This window comes from Bacillus cereus group sp. BfR-BA-01347 (genome assembly GCF_022663835.1).
GTDB lineage: Bacteria > Bacillota > Bacilli > Bacillales > Bacillaceae_G > Bacillus_A > Bacillus_A thuringiensis_K.
The window spans coordinates 263,181-281,820 of record NZ_JAKUGG010000001.1 but is presented as its reverse complement, the minus strand read 5'-3'; the positions used below and the strand labels follow the sequence as shown (position 1 = coordinate 281,820).

Below are 18,640 nucleotides of genomic sequence, written 5' to 3'. Positions count from 1 at the left end.
ATCACCATCTTATTGAAATACTTTCTTAAATTGTTTTCCTATTTCATCTTGCTCTTTCTCAACTGTTTTCCAATCAATATTTAATACTGGAATCTCTTCTACATTTGGTCTATTTTCAGCTTTTATATCTGTTCTACCCGGCAATAAATACGCTTTAGAAACTTGTTTTTGTACATCATCGGATAACAAATAATCAATAAACTCTTTTGCACCTTCAACATTTTTACTATCCTTCATAATCCCCGCTGCACGTGGGCTAATAACTGTTCCGCTTTTTGGATATACGATATCAACAGGTTCACCCTTTGCTTTTGCGCTATACGTCATATAATCAACACCCGCAATGACCATATCTTTCGCACCTGTTACAACTGGGTCTAACGCTTCCTGGTTTGCTCCTGCTACTGTAACTTCATTTTTCTTAAGCTGCTCAAATAAATTCCATCCATCTTGTCCATTCTTTTTCACGTATCCTGTTACAAAGTCTAAAGCTGAACCTGAAAGTGCTGGATCTGGAAGATTCACTTTCCCTTTCCATTCTCCTTTCGTTATATCGCTCCAATCTTCAGGCGCTGTCTTCACATTTTTTGTATTGTACACAATCCCTAATGCTGAAGCACTATACCCGAAATAATGTCCTTTATCATCTGACCATTCAGAACGCAGCTTATCAGCTTGTTTCGCCTCTTTATAAGCTAACGTTTGACCTTCTTTCTTTAATCCTTCCATCGCTGGTAAGGAAGCGAGTACGACAACGTCAACGACTGGATTTTTCTTTTCAGCTTCCATTCTCGCTAAAATTTTACCAGTTGTCCCTTGAAACATTTCCACCTTTATACCAGTTTTCTTTTCAAAGTCTTTTTGAATTTTTTCTGCTAATCCTTTTGGCCCTGCACTATATACAACAATTTTCTTTTCATTCGTATTTTCACTTTTTGCATCTGCATTACCTGTCTTTGAACTACAACCTGTTACTACAGTAGAAAATAGTAAAGTACATACAAATAAAGACTTAAGCGAACTGAATTTCTTCATACGATTCTCCCCCTATATGATGAATACATTTTTTTGGCACATATAAAGATACTGGTTTCCCGATGCTTAGCTTACTATTGTGATAGGCTGTCCAGATGCCTAAAGTCCCCATATTTACTTTCACTTCATAACGTTCTCCTACATATATAACGTGCTGAATTTCACCTGTATACATTTCGCACACATCATTTTTTGTCCAACTCACATGCTCTGGACGAATCATTTTTTCACCCTCTACAAGCCAATTCGCCTTACCAACAAATTTGGCAACAAATTCATGAGACGGTTTCACATAAATATCTTCCGGTGTTCCTTTTTGTAATACTTCTCCTTGTTTCATGACAATAATTTGGTCTGACATTGACATTGCTTCTGTTTGATCGTGAGTGACATACAGTGCAGTTAAACCAATGGAATGAACGATATCCATAAGCTCTATTCTCATTTCTTCTCGCAAAATTGCATCGAGTGCACTTAGCGGTTCATCAAACAAAATAAAATGAGGTTTTGTTACAATTGCTCTAGCGAATGCGACACGTTGTTGCTGTCCACCAGAAAGTTCATGTGGATACCTTTTCTCCATACCTTGCAGGCGAACTCGCTTTATCGCATCCTCTACTTTTTCTCGTAAATGATTCGTTTGTTTTGTAGCCCTTAAACCAAATGCAACATTTTCAAAAACAGTCATGTGCGGCCATAAAGCAAAATCTTGAAATACCATACCGATATTCCGTTCATGAGGAGATGTCTTTATCTTTTTTGTAGCAGAATACATGCACTGCTCTCCAAAATATATTTCTCCCTTATCTGGGTCTTCAAGTCCTGCTATCATTCTAAGTAAAGTCGTTTTCCCACATCCTGAAGGTCCTAAAAGTGTAGTGAATTCCCCTTGTTTCATTACAATCTGCAATGGCTTTAACGCTTGTGTTTTTCCAAATGTTTTTTCTAATCCACTAATTATAATATCCATCGTTTCACCTCTCTCCCCTCATTCTTAACCTGCTTTCATTCTATATGGAAGATTTATACTGAATGTTAATGTACTGTAAAGATTAAATTAAAAAACTTCTAATAAACTATTTATTTCTATAGATTTTTTCTATAGTTAAAATAAAAAGGCGGCAATTCATAATGAATCTCTTAAAATTAGAAATTGTAGTACTTATTAAGAAATACAAAAAGCTTACAATCGTTGCAGAAAAACTTGGCGTTAAACAACCAACTATTACATTTCATATAAAAAGCTTAGAAGAAGAACTCGGTGTGTCTTTATTCGAATTACGTTCTGGAAGGTATTTCTTAACAGAGGCTGGTGAGGCTTTGCACCATTATGCTTGTAAAATAGATGCACTTATGAAAGAAGCTAGACGTGTCACGCAAGAGTTTAAAGATTTTCATAAAGGTGCTATAACAATCGGCGCTAGTTATGTACCAGCGACTTATCTTTTGCCAGAAGTCGTTCATCAATTTCAATGTGAATTTCCCAATATAAAAATAACACTACTAGTTAAAACAGCCCCTGAAATTCGAATGATGCTACAAAATCACGAAATCGATCTTGGGATAATTTCCGCTGCTCCATTTGATGAACCACTTTTAAAACAAACGAATATAATGCCCGATACACTTGTTCTTGCTTTTTCCAAAGAACATCATTTTTCAAAGAAAGACAATGTATCGTTACAAAATATCAAAAAGGAACGCATACTATTGCATCGTAATCCATCTACAACGAGAGACTTACTTACACAATGGACGTTAGCGCACAACATTACATTCCAATCAGAAATTGAATTAGACTCATTAGAAACGATGAAACAAATTTTAAAATATGGTAATGGAATTGCCTTGATTTCTAAACTGGCTATCGAACAAGAAATACAACGAAATGAGCTATGCTATATACCAATCCCTGAATTTGAATTTCAGCGTAATATTTATACGATTCATCATGAGGACAGATGGAATTCTAAAATCATTTCTTTTTTACTACAGAGCATCACTTCATTTGCAACAAAAAATTAAAAGGCTGTCGTTATGCACGACAGCCTTTTAAACTATAAATCTATTTATTTTTCTTTGCCTCAATTTTTGCTTGCGCCTCTTCAGCCTTATCTAATGCTTCTGATACTTTCTTCTCTTTTTCTTTCACTTCATCTATACTATCGACAGCTTTAATAATTTTATCGATTCCTTCTTCTTCTACCTTTCTACGCTTTGCCACTCTTTCATTTACTTTCTCTTCCACATCTTTTGCTTTTTGAAGCATATTCTCTGCATTTGATGTTACAGCTTTTTCAAGTGCATCGTCTTTTTTCATTTGTAACACTTCATTTGCAATGTCTTTCGCTTCTAAATACTTACCGTCTTTTAATGCTGTTGCTCCGTGATCCATTTTCTCGGCCATTTCTTTATATGATTTCGCTTCATTCCCGGACTTCTCTTTTTCTGCTTTTTCAAACCACATTGCTGCATCACTATATTTTTCATCTTTCAATGATTGCATACCTGTTTCAATATATGTGTCATAATTGCTACATCCAGCCATCACGACTAACAGAAAAAGCATAACAAAACTTAATTTTTTCATGCTGTTGTCTCCTTTTCTTTGCAAGCTCACTTTACTTTAACATACATGAAAAAGAGTTTCAAAAACTAAAATACTAATTTAGTCATTTATAATTGGATAGTAAGGTTACAAATTTTATAATTAAGCTATTTCTCTAAAAGGATTTGCCTATTCTCTTCGTTTTTGGATTTACATCGAACCATCCAACAGTAGCAGTATGCCCTTCATCTCCATTTACAATAACATTATATACGTGAATGACATAATCACCTTTTTCGTTATCATGATCATATTCCACTATAGTGTTCGCTGGCACATTATACTGTTTTCTCACTAATTTTTCTGCTTCAGCGGTTGAAATATTACTTGCACTTGTCTCCGCTTTTTTCTTTTCCTCTTCTTTTTCCTTTAGTTGCTCTTGCTTTCTCTTTTCTTCCTCTTTTATTTTTTGCTGTTCTTGTTTCTTTTTCTCTAATTCAGTCTGTTCTTTTCTTATCTGTTCTTGTTCATCTTCATATATTTTTTTTGCGGTCACAGCTTCATTCATTAAAGTTGTTGCGTCCTTTACGAATTGCTGTGAGACCTTCTTATCAGCTATTTCTTTAAAAGTTTGATATGCTTCTTCGTACTTTTTCTCATGTAACAATTCTTTTCCTACCTGTATTTGTTTCTCTGTTGATTTTGTTTTTTCTTGTAAATCTTTTGCTTCTTTTATTAGCTGTTCCGCCTTCCCCTTTATAACTTTTTCCTCTTTTATTTGCATTACCTTTTCTGCACTTACAATGGCAACTTCGTATTTTCCATCTTTTAATGCTTCCTCACTGTCTTGCATTTGATTAGCTAACCGTATGTACTGCTGTATTTCATCTGTAGACTTTTCCTTCGCGGCGTTTTCAAAATAACGAATGCCCTCTTTATACTGACCATTTTCCATAGCTTTCTTCCCCAACCCCATCTGTTGGTCATACTCTTTCGAACTACATCCCACAGTTAACAGTATCAAACATATAATCATCACTAATTTTTTCATTAACATCCACTCCTCTCCTTTTTTATTCTACCACTCACTTTTGGAAAATCATTACATAAAGAAGCGTTATTTTATTTATACTCAAAATAAAATAACGCTTTACCTTCAAAATTTTTATTTATTGTTAAGGCGACACATCTACTTGTTTTTTCGCCATATGTTGCCTCATTCCTACTAACACAACTAACAATAAACCTCCGCCTATTGTCATCATAACAATGCTAGTTGGCAACATATCTAATAATAAGCCATACACAATCATACCGAGCGGTGCGATTGCAGTAGAAATTGTTTCAAGTAAGCCGAAAACGCGTCCTAAATAATTTGGATTTGTTGTCTTTTGCAAATGTACTTGCATCGGGATATTGACAACCATCATTGATATACCAGTTAACATCATAAAAGCGATATAGTAAATAAAACTTGCTACTTTCGGAATGGTGACTGCTAATGGAAACACTGTACATAAACTCAAGCTCGCAAATAAAAACAACCCAATATAAACAGAGCGAAACGGATTATTCACTTCTTTACGTACTGATAACGCAATTGCACCAATTAACATCCCAACTGCTAACATTCCCTCTACAACACCAAGTTGCTTCGAGGATAGATGCAAATTTTGAACAATAATATATGGAAGTGAAACGAAAAGTGCACTCGCAAAAAAGTTTACTCCTACTGCAATTTTCATTAAACCATATATTTCATGTTGTCTTTTTACATATAAAAACCCTTCTTTTATACTCGTCAAGAAATGCTCTTTGCTTTCAGCCATTTCTTTTTTATATAGATCAAATACAATAAACAATTGCAAAATAACCGCTAAAAAGAACGTAATACTATTTAACAAAAAGAACGACTGAATTGAAAAGAAACCATATACAACTCCGCCAATAATCGGCCCTAAAATATTTGATAAAGAAGCCGCCGTTTGATTTAAAGCACTCGCTTTTTGAATACGTCCTTCATCTACTAAACTCGGAATAGACGAAGTTAATGCAACGGAATAAAAACTTGCACAAATTGATAATAATGCTGCTGAAATATAAATAAAAAGAAGTGATGGTCCAAATATAGTAGCAAGAATAAACATACTAAGCATCGTTAAACTACTTAATAAATCAGTACCAATGACAAGCCATTTTCGATTCACACGGTCTGCTACAGCACCAGCAATTGGGCCACAGATCATCCTTGGAATTGATCCGCAAACGAGCGTAATTGCAAACCCCATCCCTGAACCAGTAGTCTTTAATACATATAACCCCATTGCGAACGTATAAATACCTGAGCCTAATAAAGACGTCATTTTTCCAATCATCATTAAAATGATATTTCTAGTTGCAATCTTCATTCTTGAATCATGTTGTCCTATACTTATATCTCCCATTTTTGACTCTCTCCCCTTAAAAGTTAAATTGTGTTAAACTTATTATATAATCAACTTTCCAATTTTCACAACAAAAAGTTAAATACAATTAAACTTCTTAAATATAAAGGAGCAATAATATGGCAACTCTCGGTGAAAAAATTAAAGCATTACGAAAAGAAAAAAAGCTTACGCAAACAGCACTGGCAGGTTCGGAACTGACAAAAAGTATGCTTAGTCAAATTGAAAATGGAAAAGCTACACCTTCTATGAAAACATTACAATATATTGCGGAAAAACTTGAATGTGAAACGAGCTTTTTATTAGAAGAAGATGAAGAAGAAATTGTGGAACTCATTCAAAAAATGGAGCCATTAATAAAATCAAATAAATGCGATGAAGTTTACAAGACTTTACTACCTATCGTTCAAAAAGAACTACCCCTTACTTTAAATACAGCACGTTTATATAAACAGTTCTTAACTGGAGCGGCTATTATGAACGATTACAATATTGAATATTACGTTGAAACAGCTGTTTCTATATTTGAAAAATATACTTTGTATCGCGAAAGTACTGAAACGAAATTACTGTTTTACTATATGCTCTACAAACGGAAAAAATATAAAGAATGTTTACAGTTGATTACCAAAATTCGCGATGAATATAAAACGAAGAATTTAGAAATGGATCTTATTACACATATACAATTATATTTAAAAGAAGCAATTATTTTACTCGCATATGGTAATTATGAAAAATGTGAAAAAATCATTTTAGATGCACTTGCATTTTCAAAAAAACATCAAGTGTATTATAAAACAGATGAATTTTACCGTATTTTATCTTATCAAAAAATCATTACAACCGATAAAGAACGATATTTATATTACATAAAAAAATCGGAGCAATTTGCCATTTTTACAGAAGATACTTTATCCGCTGCAAATATAGATATATTAAAAGCTTATTACTACAATACCGTTACAAATGAATATACAATTGCATTAGAACATTTAGAACAATTCCGAGAAAAACTAAAAGATGTACCGATTTTTCAAGACGATGGATTGTATTATCTTGAAAAAGGAAAATCTCTGTATGGTTTAAAACGTTACGAGGAAGCTTTGGAAACATTAAAACGTGCTAATATTCCAGATTATATGAGTCATCCACTTGATCAGTCATGGTTATTAACAGCTGGATCATATCGTGCCCTGTGTCATATAGAACTTCAAGATAAACCAGCTGCTCTGAAAGAAGCAAAAGAAGCAGTTCAAACGATAGATGGTTATCCTGATTCCATCTTCACTTCATTTATTAAAGAAACATTACAAATAATACAAAAACTTTAAGAATGTCTCTAAATGGTATATTATTCCTCTTTTTTAGCAAAGATAATAATGATGGGAGGAATATAAATGAATATACAACGTGCAATAGAGCTTTCTATGTCAGCAGAACAAGCCAATGTCAATTTTCAAGGCATGCCTGTTATGATTCAACACGTCGATGAAAGCAATGAAACCGCCCGCATATATGAAGTAAAAAACCCAGGACGCGAATTAACTGTTCCAGTTAATAGCTTAGAGGAAATATAAGAAATGCCACTTCTCTTTTGAAGTGGCATTTTTCTTATGAATCAAAAATACAACTATTATTTCTTCTAATTTTTTAAGATTATAATAAGAAAATGTAAAATTTATACTATAAACCTATATTTTGTTATAATGTATGATTTGGAAATAAATAAATCTTTATAGATGAATAATATAAAGTTTTTTCATTTCCTACTCTATACATAAAGGAGGAATTGTATGAGCCTTTCTATATACGAAGGTTTAGGCATTATTTTTTTCGTAATCATTATGACTTACGCCCTTGCACACAAATATTTATGCTCAAAAAAATTACTTATTATTCTATTTCTCATTTGTAATGCTATTTATCTTATTTGGCGAACTTTTTATTCGTTACCAACTATTAATCTCATAAGTATTATCGCTGGTATTATATTGTTAATTACAGAATGGGCTGGTTACTTACAATCTATCGTTTTCAGCATTGTTTCATGGAAGCCATATAAACGGAAAGAAGTACCATTATCCACTTTCGAAAAACTGCCTACTGTCGACATATTTATTGCAACTTACAATGAACCGATCGATTTGTTAAAACGTACTGTAGCTGCTTGTACGTTGATTACTTATCCGAAAGAGTTACTAAACATTTATATTTGTGACGATGGGCGCCGTGAAAGTGTAAAGCAACTTGCGGCAGAGTTTTCTGTTCAGCACATAACTCGCACAGAAAATAAGCATGCAAAAGCTGGAAATTTAAATCATGCGATGCTTCATTCAAAAGGTGATATTATCGTAACAATGGATGCTGATATGATACCACGAGCTAACTTTTTAGAGCGAACGATTGGTTATTTTTCTAAAAATAATGTTGTATTCGTACAAGCACCACAAGTTTTTTATAATGCTGATCCTTTCCAATATAATTTGTTTTTTGAAGATAACATCGCCAATGAACAAGATTTCTTTATGCGCCAGTTAGAAGAAGGAAAAGATCGCTTTAATGCTACGATGTATGTTGGTAGTAACGCCCTATTTCGCCGCACCGCTCTTGAAGAAATTGGAGGATTTGCGACTGGAGTTATTACTGAAGATATGGCAACTGGTATGCTACTACAAGCTAACAAATGGGAAACTATATTTGTCAATGAAACACTTGCTGTTGGATTATCCCCAGAAACATTTAGTGATTTATTAAAACAGCGTGACCGCTGGTGTAGAGGGAATATTCAAGTCGTAAAAAAATGGAATCCTTTCACTATAAAAGGATTATCTTTTATGCAGCGTCTTTTATATGCAGATGGAATCCATTATTGGTTTTTCGGTGTTTATAAAATGATATTTTTACTAGCACCGCTATTATTTTTAATATTTGATATTTATAGTTTAGAAATTAATTTCATGCACTTATTCATGTTCTGGGCACCTGCTTTTTTAACATCACAGCTTATTTTCAAAGCTGTTTCTAATAAAAAACGAACAACTACGTGGAGTCATGTGTACGAAGTTGCTATGGCTCCTTATATGGGATTTGCTATTTTATCAGAAACTTTCTTACGTAAAAAATTTCAATTTCATGTGACAAGAAAAGGAGTTCAAAATAATACAAGGCATTTTTTATGGATTGCAAGCGTCCCTCATCTCATATTACTCATTTTAACAATTATTGCACTGATTCGTGCAACACTTATGTTCTTATATCCTGAGCAATATCATATTGAAAGAGAAAGTTTATATATTAATATTTTCTGGGTACTATACAACGGGATAGCTATTGTCACTTCACTATTTGTAGCATTTGAAAGACCGCGTTTTCGAAATTCAGAACGTTTCGTAGTAAATTTACCAGGTACTTTATATGCCGAAGATATGATCATTTCTTGCAATGTCCTTGATATTAGTGAAACGGGGGCACGTTTTGAATTAGATTCCTCCATTCCATTTGAAACTTTATCAAGTCTATCTTCCTATACGTTATCTTTTGGCGAGGTAAAAAAGATTCATAGTACAAAAAAATGGATTCAAAGACAAGAAAATTCTGTACAAGTTGGTGTATCATTTGATGATGTATCCCATGAGCAATATTGTAAACTCATTCTTCATTTATTTAGTAAACCGGTTAATGACCGGGTGGAAAAGGTGTACGATAAAGCATTTCTTACACTAGCAATTGCATCTTTCATAAAAAACACAAAAAAAGCACCAAGACAATTTCGCAGACAACATATACGTGAGCAACTGATGTCTCCTGGAACATTGCATATGAATGGGATGCCGATTGAAGCGACTATTATCGACTATAGTACAGGTGGATGCCAAGTACAAACGAACATCCCACTTGTTATTGACCAAATTATACAAGTAACAATGGAGGAACGTAATATTCAAAAGAGAAATGCACAAGTGTGTTGGATTCAAAAAAAAGGTCGTAAAATATATGCTGGATTAAAATTCACAGCGTAAAAAAAGAAAAGAAGCGTAGTGCTTCTTTTCTTTTTTTTACATGCTAAAATACTTATTAAAAGGGGGAAATTTATATGGAAAATGCTTCACAAAAGGCGAGTCATTATTATGCGGTGATATTCACTTCTAATTTATCAAATGATACAACTGACTATAATACCGTTGCCGAAGAAATGGAGGAACTCGCAAAGCAACAACCTGGATTTTTAGGTGTAGAAAGTGCACGAGGTAATTCTGGGCTCGGAATAACAATTTCTTATTGGGAATCACTTGATGCAATTGAAAATTGGAAAAAGAACGCCTTACATAAAGAAGCGAAAAAAAGAGGTCGTGAGCAATGGTATGAAAACTTCCACCTGCGTATTTGCCTTGTTGAGAAAGAATTTAAGTCTCAAAGAGGCACAATATAACTATGAAGGAAAAATTAGCTCTCGTTATTGTTCATGAAATATATGGTGTGAACGACCATATGCATCACGTTGCCCAGCACTTTACTTCATCTCATATAGACGTATTCTGTCCTAATCTTCTACACTTACAACATGAATTTCATTATCGTGATGAAGAAAAGGCATATGAACATTTTGTAAATCATATTGGATTTGATTATGGAAAAAAGCAAATTGAAGAATTCATTTCTCATCTTTCTAGTAGTTATACACATATTGGACTTATCGGCTTTAGTGTTGGAGCTACCATCTCATGGCTATGTAGTAACAATCCGAAAATAAATTTTATTATCGGATGTTACGGTTCTCGTATACGCGACTATGTTCACATAAAGCCTACATGCGCTACACTACTTATATTCCCTGAAAAAGAAGCTAGTTTTTCAGTATCCTCTTTAATTCACACATTGCAGCAACAAAATAATCCTTTATTAGAAATAAAACAACTACACGGTGAACATGGATTTCTAAATCCGTATACTAAAAAATATAACGGACACTCTACAAAACAAGCATATAATGTAATAGATTCATTTCTTGTAAAAAACACTCTTATAAAGGAGATGTAAATGATACTTACATTACTCTTACTTATTTTCATATTCATTGCCTTTTTCTCAGTGCTAACTATTATTTTCGTAACCGTAAAAAAGGGGGAGTTTTCCAAACAGCCCTACTTACAATCTATTATCGTTTGCATTTTATTTTTTACAAATTGGATTTTATATTTATCAACTTTTTATGCGTTACTTCCCGAGAAAATTAGTGAGTTCCTATTCCTACCCATTTGGTTTTTCCTTTGTATTTTAGGTTTTATCACTTTCTGGCGCGAATGGAGAAATAATCGTGTATTTTCCATATGTATCGTTCTTCTTTCCTTTATTAGTTTTTTATTTGGGTTATTGTTGTTAGTTCTTTCGGGGATGTAATAGAAGAAGGAAGAAAAGCCAACTTTCAACTTTTCTTCCTTCTCTGTTTACCTTTAGTTTTCACTGTCACTGATTCACAAGGTGTATAATATATTTGAGGTGTCGCCTTATCAACAAACATCATAAACGTAACGAAACCGATAATAAAGAAAATAAACAACGCTAACAAAATTGCTCCTATCGTTAAAAGTATCATAACACCACCCCTATATTTTTCATGTTATTACACTTTTCGCTATTATATGAGCGTAATCCTTTTTAGAAAAAGAAACGTAACAAAATAATCACAACCACTCCCGTTAATACTGTACCTAATAAACTACGAGTATATATCGCTACAAGAAATGTTGGAATTGCTGCAATAAGATAATCCCACTGCATCGTCTCATGCATAAATAAAACTTGTGCTAAAAGTGCTGCTAATATCGCAATTGGTATGTAATTTAACCATTTTAAACCCCAGTCTGGAATTTGTAGTTTACTAAATACGAGTAGAGGTAAAATACGTGGCACGAGTGTAACAGCTCCTGCTGCTAGTAAAAGTAATAATACATCTAATCTCATTTCCATTTTTCAATCACCACTCCAATCGTCGCAGCTAGTAAGGTTGCGATAATAACCGCTATACTATCTGGCATAAATAGGTGTGCAACGTATGCGATAATAATCGCTACAATTGCAACACTTAAATGAATTGCTAGCTTTGGTTTACTACTTATGAGCTGAAGTACAAATAATCCGATAAACATCGCTGGTAATGCATAATCCATCCCGTATGTATGTGGATCTGGTATCCACTCACCAAATAGCCCACCAATAATGGTAGCAAGTATCCAATTTAAATACGCTGTTACGTTAAGCCCAATCATCCATCTTTCACCTAAATATCCTTTTTGCGCTGCATGCTGCACTGCAACGCCGAAAGTTTCATCTGTAATTTGCGAACCGATGATTAAGTTTTTAAATAGAGGAATTTTCGTAAAGTACGGTGCAAGTGCAGCACTCATAAGAAGGTGGCGCAAGTTAACAAAAAATACAGTAAAAATAATTGCGGAAGCAGGAGCACCGGCTGCATACATACCAGCTAATATAAATTGGGCAGAACCTGCATAAATTAAAGTGGACATAAATGCAATTTCAATGATAGAAAAACCTGCTGTTTTTGCAATTACACCAGCTGCTATACCGATGCTCAAGTAACCAAATACAGTTGGTAAACAATCTTTTACTCCTTGCTGAAATGTATCATCGCTCTGCAAAGCTACATGTGCCTGAGCTTTACTCATCCTTATCATCCTCCATTCCTTCTAAAGTTCGTTTTCCTGTTACGACATGAACTAAATCTATATTTTCACGCCATAACGTATCTAACTTATCAGCTCCAAATTCCTTCGTAATTTCTTCAACCATAATATCGTGCCGCACATACTCTGTAGCAACGAGAACTAGCGCTGGGTCATACGTTGTAACGGCCCATGAAGTGCTATCATTTGAGAAGTTCGCAATTAATACTTCCTCTCCATCACGAGCAATAACAGTTAAATGACCACCCATTCTCTTTTCAACAACGTGGGGCGTCATATAATTATGGTGAAATGTCGCTCCTATTTTTGTTTCTGGAGCTCCAAATAAGATTGAAAATATATGTACGCCTTCCTCTTCCTTTTGACGAATGTATGGCTCAATTTCATGCACTTGTTCTTCCCATACAGAAATCCATAATTCTTCCTTTGCCCTATTAATTATATTGCATATTTCTTTTAAAACACGATCATTTGAGCGAATATGCGAAATTACATCTATTTGTCTTTCTTGTTCTAAACAATTTAATTTCTCATCTAAAAATTCAAAGGACTTTTCAAAGTCTTTTCGCATTCGATTCATTAATTCGGTAGCTGGTACTGGTACATATTTAACTGGTTCAGAAGGTACAATATGCACCGCTCCTTTATCCATTAACTTACCGAGTACCTCGTAAATCATAGAACGAGGTACTCCTGTTTGTTTACTCACTTCATAGCCTGTTACTGGAGAATGTTTTAACAATCCAATATACGCTTTACATTCATATTGGGAAAATCCTAACTTTTGTAATTCCTTTATAATTTCATCCATCGGTAACCCCTCACAATCTAAATCGCTCTTACTTCAAAACGACGATTTTGCTTCCCTTTACTTTTTACTTTATCAATAACAAGTGTTCCTATTTCATTCGTATTTTTCACATGTGTGCCTCCACAAGCTTGTTCGTCTAAATTTTCAATTGTAACAATGCGGATTTCTTGGATGGTAGTTGGCAGGAGATTTATTGCTGTTTTAATCATTCCTACAGCATTTTCTGCTTCTTCGCGGCTCATATAACGAGTGGAAATTTCTTTATTTTGCTTAATAAGTTTATTCACTTCCTCAACAATTTCTTCTACTTCCACGCTCGATAACTCTTGTAACTCATTAAAATCGATACGTGCTTTATCAGGATAAATTTGATTTCCAGTGCATAGAGCTCCATACTTTTCATAAACAACAGCTCCGATAAGATGCAGTAAAGAGTGATGACGCATTAAATTATGACGTCTTTCCCAATTTATCTCTAATTTAACTGGACCTAACTTTACTTGAGCTTCATCTTTTATATAGTGAACTATTTCTCCTTGCTCCTTCTTTACTTTTTCAACTTCAAATACAGACCCATCTTGTACAATGACACCCGTATCACATTCCTGTCCTCCACCAGTTGGATAAAAAACTGTTTCTTTTACAAATACTTTATTCCCTTCTACTCTTATCACTTCTGTTTCGCAACTCGTTTTGTATGCATCTTCTAAATATAATGCCGTTGTCATACTCTCACCTCTTTAGTAGTTATAGTTATACCTACTAATATAAAAAAGAAGCTCCATAAAGTCAATTGATAATTCTGAAATTTGAAATTAATAAAAGACTCCTTTATTAGGAGTCCACTATCTCAATATTTCATTCGCTTCTTTTTCATAAATTTTATCAAATGACGTCATAACACGCTGTGATGCTTGAATCATCTTTTGATCTGTCATAAGATCTGCCATCTCTTTCGTCATATCTACATTTGAATTTTCTAGCATATGATTTTTGACTATTCCTGTTCCGTTCGGTAAATTAGCAATGTTTCCTTCTGCTAGTGTAAAGCTTTTGTTTTCACGTTGCACGAGACGTGCATTCGTTTCTGCATCTACTGTTTTTGTTTGTAACTGTGCAATTACTATTCTCTTAATATCTGGTTTTTGCAAAGTTCCATCGTTAACTTCTCTATAAATTTCTCCATTATTAGATACGAAGAATTCAACATTTTCTGGAATACGAATACGCTCATTATTAACATCCATCACATAAGCACCTGAAGATGTTTGTAAATAACGATCACTATTTAATGTGAAACTACCATCTCTCGTTAAAAACGTTTCATCATTTTTAGAAGTAACGAAAAATGATGTTGTGCCGGCCGCGCCGTCATCTAAAAAGAAATCTGTAGCGCTATTTGTCATTTGTATATTTCCTTGTACTAAATTCACATGCGTTGCAGCTGGTACTACAGCGTAATCGACCGAACCGATATTTGTTACTGCCCCATCTCCGCGGCGATATGTGTCTTGTACATCAAATACTTTAGACGTCATATTTTCTGCTTTAAATCCTGTCGTTTGAGCATTTGCAACGTTATTCGAATGAACATTAATGCGCTGCATGTAATTCATCATGCCCATAGAACCTATATAAAGACCGTTCATATTCGTTTGAATAAGGCAAGCGCCTTATTCTTCACCTCTTTTCTACGATGTTTGTAACATTTGTTTTGCTAAATGTTCAGCTGTAGCGATATGTATATTTTTCTTTATGTCTTGGCCATCTGTCATTAATACAATAGGAGCTGATGATACTGCTGGAATTTTCAACAATTCGCCACTACTTGCTGTTTCATCAAATTTCGTAAACACAATACCATCTATATGAATATCTTTAAAGTTTGTAATGATTTCAATCATATCTTTACTTTTCATAGAAGCTGATAACGTTAAACAAATATAATCTGGTTCTACTTGTCCCATCGTTTCAATCATTTCTTCCACTGTTTCTGACGTACGGTAATTTTTTCCGGCTGTATCAATTAAAATATAATCGACGCGTGCTTCTTCTTTAAAATACGTAAGCGCTCTTGTCATTGCAGCTTCATCACGCACAGCAATTACTTCAGATCCAATTGTCTTTACGTTATCTTGCAATTGCTGCACAGTCCCTATGCGCGAATGATCTGTCGTTATAAAACCAACTGTTTTTTTCTTACCGTGAAATTGCCATGCCATTTTCGCAAGCGTCGTCGTTTTACCAACACCAGTTGGACCTATTAATGCAATTGTTTGTACTTCTTTTTCAAAGACGTTTTCCGTATTAAAATGAGATTTCATATCTTCCAATATGTACCTGATAACTTCTTCTTCCGTAATCATCGTTGCATTTTCAAACTTTATTTTTAACTTTTCAGCATATGCATGAATGAAATATTGTTCCACATCGTTTTGTTCTAGCATCCGAATTACTTTTTGAATAATAAACGGTACAGATTCTTGATTTTCTTTCTTTGGAGCTACTTCTTCTTTCTTTACTGGAACGACTTGTTTCACAACTTTTTTCTTTTTCGTTACTTTCGTTACTTCCGTTTCTTTCATCGGTTTCACAACGACGATTCTTTTTTCAAACAGCTTTAATAGTTTCTCTTTTTTTCTTGCCCATTCTTCACTATTTCCTGTTTGCATCGCCGCGTATGACATAGAAGTCGTTACGTTTTCTAAATTGTGCAGTACTGATTGAATTCCATTCGCCTTCACAATTTGTTCTGAAGGATCATTCACAACATCCATTAATTGTTCATGAAATTGAGCTGTACCTTCATTCACTTCTTCCTGTTTTTCTTCTGGAAATGCAACTAACATTTCATAATCCTTTTTCCAAAAAAACGGTATATTTCGTTTTACACTTTCATCGACAACGTAATAATAATCTGTACCATATTGGTCAAATAACTTTCGATACAATTCATTTTTCGAAGCTGCTTTTATTCGCATTAACGCTTCTTTCTTTTCTGTACTTTCCATTACTTCACCCCCTACTATTCAATATAGGCAATTTGATCCACAACAATTTCTGGTGCTAATTCACTAATACAAAGTACTTGTGCTTCCACTTGATAACGTTCTAGCAGTCTTACAATCGCAAATCTAAAATCTTTTCTACGTGTTAATAGCACTGGTTCTCTTCCCATTAAACGTGCTTGCTTAAAGACGCGCTGCACTTGCTCAACGACACGTGTTTCTAAATCTAAATCCCAGTTTAATAAGTAACCTTGATATGAATTATTCACAACATCCGCATCTAACTCAATTGAATCAGAGAAGAGCGCTGCATATATTTTTCCGTCTGGATTTTTCGCATTTTCACAAATAACTTTTGAAATACATTCACGAACAAATGATGTCACACCATCAACGTGGTTTTGATAAATTTCTTTGCCGTCAATAATACCTTCAATAATTGTTGGTAAATCACGAATAGAAATACCTTCTTTTAGAAGTTGTTTAATAACATTTTGAACGAGTGATAAATCAATTTCTTTCTTCTTAATCTCTTCTAATAGAACGCCATTATCATTTTCAAGCGAGTTAATTAAGTCTTTTACATGTTGGCGCTGAATTAATTCGTGAAGATTACGTCTAACGACAACATCTAAATGTGTAATTAATATGCTAAGTGGCTCTAACACTTGATAGCCTTTCATTTGTGCATCTTGCACCATATGCTCTAAAATCCAATATCCATCTTCACCGAAAATTGGATCTTTCGCTGGCTCTGCATCTAAATCAGCCATTACGTTTGGTGTTTTCAGTGCTAATAAATAACCTGATTTTAAAACACCTTCAGCCGCCTTTGCACCTTTAATTCGAATAATGTAACGTCCGCGTGGCCTAAAGCTCGTATTATCTTTAAAGTTAATTCCAGGAACATTAATACCAAGGTCAGTAATAATTGACTTCCTCATAAGAACAACTTTATCACGAGCTGTTTCCCCGTTAATTTTTTGCTTTACAAGTGCTGCTAAATCTAAACCGAGTTCTACTATAATTGGATATTTATCCGTAAATACTCCAAATGAATCTTCTACTTGTTGCAGTTGCTCATCTTCGCCTTGGATCATTTCTATTTCTTTTTGAAGCTCGTCTTCTTTTTCTTTCTTTATTCGATTTTTATTACGAATGCCTAAGAAGATAATTGTTCCGCCAACGAGTGCGAATGGTAGAAACGGTAGCGGAGTAAAAATACCCATTGCGATAAATAAACCACCGAGCGCATATACAACAACTTCATGCGCTAATAACTCTTTAAAGATACCTTCTGTTACTGTATCTGGTGAGCCGTCAAATACACGAGTTACGATAATACCTGTTGAAATTGCAAGCATTAGCGATCCAATTTGGTTTACGATTCCGTCACCGACAGTTAACTGTGTATAATGAAGAGCCGCATCTGCAAAGCTCATCCCTTGCTGCATCATTCCGACAATTAAACCGAAAATAATGTTTACGAATAAAATGACAATCCCGAAAATAACGTCCCCTTTAATGAACTTTCCGGCACCATCCATCGCCCCATAAAACTCTGTTTCCATATTTAATTTTTTTCGTTTTGCTTGTGCATCTTTTTCTGAAATAATACGCTGGTTTAAATCAGCATCGATAGACATTTGTTTCCCTGGTAAAGAATCAAGTGTAAAACGAGCTGCTACTTCAGCTGTACGAGACGCACCGTTTGCAACAATAAACTGGAATATGATTAATACTGTAAAAATAACGATACCAATTAATAAGTTTCCGCCAATTACGAACTGGCCGAACTCTTCAATAACATGACCTGCATTTCCATCTGTCAAAATCGCTCGCGTCGTCGAAACGTTAATCGATACGCGGAAAATCCCGATTAATAACAACATCGTTGGAAATGACTTTAATTCATCCCACTCGTTAATACTTGTCGCTCGCATATAAATAAGCACTGACATACTTAGTAGAAAAACGATAATGATATCAAGTATAAATGGTGGAAGTGGAATTAAGAGCGCCACTACGAATGACGCTGCTAAAAAGATAGAAAAATAGGTTCTTGCAGACTCTATCTTAAACAAAGAGAT

Annotated in this window: 20 protein-coding genes; 7 read left to right on the top strand and 13 right to left on the bottom strand. The window is 34.2% G+C overall.

The features are described from left to right. Positions 1-9: 9 nt before the first annotated feature. Together MR143_RS01485 and MR143_RS01480 are read right to left on the bottom strand one after the other, a co-directional pair. On the bottom strand, positions 10-1,035 hold the full coding sequence (locus MR143_RS01485) for an ABC transporter substrate-binding protein (RefSeq protein ID WP_000714713.1): 1,026 nt from the start codon (positions 1,033-1,035) through the stop codon (positions 10-12). Next, a complete protein-coding gene (locus MR143_RS01480; RefSeq protein WP_000351365.1) occupies positions 1,013-2,005 on the bottom strand; it encodes an ABC transporter ATP-binding protein in 993 nt (330 codons plus the stop codon). Before MR143_RS01480 ends, MR143_RS01485 begins: the two co-directional genes overlap by 23 nt. 161 nt (positions 2,006-2,166) lie before the next feature. Between MR143_RS01480 and MR143_RS01475 the strand changes: the two genes are divergently transcribed. Continuing rightward, positions 2,167-3,060: a LysR family transcriptional regulator gene (locus tag MR143_RS01475; RefSeq protein ID WP_001050614.1), complete on the top strand. Its 894-nt coding sequence runs from the start codon at positions 2,167-2,169 to the stop codon at positions 3,058-3,060. Between the two features lie 40 nt (positions 3,061-3,100). Here the strand turns inward: MR143_RS01475 and MR143_RS01470 are convergent, their stop codons facing one another. From MR143_RS01470 to MR143_RS01460, 3 genes are all read right to left on the bottom strand, one after another. Next, entirely contained in the window at positions 3,101-3,625 is a 525-nt protein-coding gene (locus MR143_RS01470) for a COG3014 family protein (protein ID WP_000736424.1), read from the bottom strand. A gap of 133 nt (positions 3,626-3,758) precedes the next feature. Then, entirely contained in the window at positions 3,759-4,640 is an 882-nt protein-coding gene (locus MR143_RS01465) for an outer membrane protein assembly factor BamD (RefSeq protein ID WP_000928769.1), read from the bottom strand. Positions 4,641-4,758: 118 nt separating this feature from the next. Next, positions 4,759-6,027 carry an MFS transporter gene (locus MR143_RS01460; RefSeq protein ID WP_199717554.1) on the bottom strand — a complete coding sequence of 423 codons (1,269 nt, stop codon included), beginning with the start codon at positions 6,025-6,027 and terminating at the stop codon, positions 4,759-4,761. Between the two features lie 119 nt (positions 6,028-6,146). Here MR143_RS01460 and MR143_RS01455 point away from each other — a divergent pair, with 119 nt between their 5' ends. The 6 genes from MR143_RS01455 (at position 6,147) to MR143_RS01430 (ending at position 11,427) form a co-directional block, all read left to right on the top strand. Next, entirely contained in the window at positions 6,147-7,361 is a 1,215-nt protein-coding gene (locus tag MR143_RS01455; RefSeq protein ID WP_000212349.1) for a helix-turn-helix domain-containing protein, read from the top strand. Positions 7,362-7,427: 66 nt separating this feature from the next. Then, positions 7,428-7,607: an H-type small acid-soluble spore protein gene (locus tag MR143_RS01450; protein WP_001025731.1), complete on the top strand. Its 180-nt coding sequence runs from the start codon at positions 7,428-7,430 to the stop codon at positions 7,605-7,607. A gap of 216 nt (positions 7,608-7,823) precedes the next feature. Further along, a complete protein-coding gene (locus MR143_RS01445; protein WP_242280594.1) occupies positions 7,824-10,049 on the top strand; it encodes a glycosyltransferase in 2,226 nt (741 codons plus the stop codon). Between the two features lie 74 nt (positions 10,050-10,123). Further along, positions 10,124-10,459 (top strand): antibiotic biosynthesis monooxygenase family protein, encoded by a 336-nt coding sequence (locus MR143_RS01440; RefSeq protein ID WP_000426498.1) that lies wholly within the window; start codon positions 10,124-10,126, stop codon positions 10,457-10,459. Between the two features lie 2 nt (positions 10,460-10,461). After that, entirely contained in the window at positions 10,462-11,067 is a 606-nt protein-coding gene (locus MR143_RS01435; protein ID WP_242280593.1) for a dienelactone hydrolase family protein, read from the top strand. Beyond that, positions 11,068-11,427, top strand: coding sequence for a hypothetical protein (locus tag MR143_RS01430; RefSeq protein WP_000604098.1), 360 nt, complete (start codon positions 11,068-11,070; stop codon positions 11,425-11,427). Between the two features lie 25 nt (positions 11,428-11,452). On the opposite strand, the gene MR143_RS01425 is transcribed toward MR143_RS01430, so the two are convergent. The 8 genes from MR143_RS01425 to flhA form a co-directional block, all read right to left on the bottom strand. Further along, complete coding sequence (locus MR143_RS01425; RefSeq protein ID WP_000602225.1) at positions 11,453-11,623, bottom strand: DUF3951 domain-containing protein; 171 nt, start codon at positions 11,621-11,623, stop codon at positions 11,453-11,455. A gap of 62 nt (positions 11,624-11,685) precedes the next feature. Next, the gene (locus MR143_RS01420; protein ID WP_000425944.1) at positions 11,686-11,997 is read right to left on the bottom strand and encodes an AzlD domain-containing protein; all 312 of its coding nucleotides are present in this window, start codon (positions 11,995-11,997) and stop codon (positions 11,686-11,688) included. Continuing rightward, on the bottom strand, positions 11,988-12,713 hold the full coding sequence (locus tag MR143_RS01415; RefSeq protein ID WP_000030477.1) for an AzlC family ABC transporter permease: 726 nt from the start codon (positions 12,711-12,713) through the stop codon (positions 11,988-11,990). The genes MR143_RS01420 and MR143_RS01415 overlap by 10 nt, the downstream gene beginning before the upstream one ends. Then, positions 12,706-13,542, bottom strand: coding sequence for a TrmB family transcriptional regulator (locus MR143_RS01410; RefSeq protein ID WP_000343358.1), 837 nt, complete (start codon positions 13,540-13,542; stop codon positions 12,706-12,708). The genes MR143_RS01415 and MR143_RS01410 overlap by 8 nt, the downstream gene beginning before the upstream one ends. Before the next feature lie 17 nt (positions 13,543-13,559). After that, positions 13,560-14,270 (bottom strand): alanyl-tRNA editing protein, encoded by a 711-nt coding sequence (locus MR143_RS01405; protein ID WP_000205397.1) that lies wholly within the window; start codon positions 14,268-14,270, stop codon positions 13,560-13,562. A 117-nt stretch (positions 14,271-14,387) separates the two neighbouring features. After that, the gene (locus tag MR143_RS01400) at positions 14,388-15,191 is read right to left on the bottom strand and encodes a flagellar basal-body rod protein FlgG (protein ID WP_001013939.1); all 804 of its coding nucleotides are present in this window, start codon (positions 15,189-15,191) and stop codon (positions 14,388-14,390) included. 42 nt (positions 15,192-15,233) lie between these two features. Continuing rightward, a complete protein-coding gene (gene flhF / locus MR143_RS01395; protein WP_000446185.1) occupies positions 15,234-16,553 on the bottom strand; it encodes a flagellar biosynthesis GTPase FlhF in 1,320 nt (439 codons plus the stop codon). Between the two features lie 14 nt (positions 16,554-16,567). Continuing rightward, positions 16,568-18,634, bottom strand: a complete 2,067-nt coding sequence (gene flhA, locus MR143_RS01390) for a flagellar biosynthesis protein FlhA (protein ID WP_000472585.1) — start codon at positions 18,632-18,634, stop codon at positions 16,568-16,570. Between the last annotated feature and the right edge of the window lie 6 nt (positions 18,635-18,640).